Origin of the sequence: Pseudoalteromonas sp. Angola-30 (genome assembly GCF_028599215.1) — a bacterium.
Lineage (GTDB): Bacteria > Pseudomonadota > Gammaproteobacteria > Enterobacterales > Alteromonadaceae > Pseudoalteromonas > Pseudoalteromonas atlantica.
Genome location: NZ_JAQREI010000045.1, coordinates 1 through 743, shown reverse-complemented (window position 1 = coordinate 743; position 743 = coordinate 1). Strand labels below are relative to the sequence as shown.

The window sequence follows — 743 nt, the reverse complement described above, 5'->3', positions numbered from 1 at the left end:
ATGGCAAAAGAAAAGTTTGAACGCGTAAAACCGCACGTAAACGTTGGTACAATCGGCCACGTTGACCACGGTAAAACTACACTAACTGCAGCAATCACTAACGTACTTGCAAAAGTATACGGCGGTGTTGCTAAAGATTTCGCATCAATCGATAACGCTCCAGAAGAGCGCGAGCGTGGTATCACAATCTCAACTTCTCACGTTGAGTACGATACACCAACTCGTCACTACGCACACGTAGATTGTCCTGGACACGCCGATTATGTTAAAAACATGATCACTGGTGCTGCTCAAATGGACGGCGCTATCTTAGTAGTAGCTGCGACTGACGGCCCTATGCCACAAACGCGTGAGCACATCCTACTTTCTCGTCAGGTTGGCGTACCTTACATCGTTGTATTCATGAACAAATGTGACATGGTTGACGACGAAGAGCTACTTGAGCTAGTAGAAATGGAAGTTCGTGAACTTCTTTCTGAGTACGACTTCCCAGGTGATGACTTACCACTAATTCAAGGTTCTGCTCTTAAAGCACTTGAAGGCGAAAAGCAGTGGGAAGACAAGATCGTTGAGCTTGCAGAAGCACTAGATTCTTACATCCCAGAGCCAGAGCGTGACATCGATAAGCCATTCATCATGCCTATCGAAGACGTTTTCTCAATCCAAGGCCGTGGTACAGTAGTAACTGGTCGTGTTGAAGCTGGTATCATCAACGTGAACGACGAAGTTGAAATCGTTGGTAT

Annotated in this window: 1 protein-coding gene; it reads left to right on the top strand. The window is 46.0% G+C overall.

The window, feature by feature from the left end; genetic code table 11:
- Positions 1-743 (top strand): elongation factor Tu (locus PSH54_RS20510; protein ID WP_273607004.1); only part of this gene is annotated, 743 nt, incomplete at its 3' end.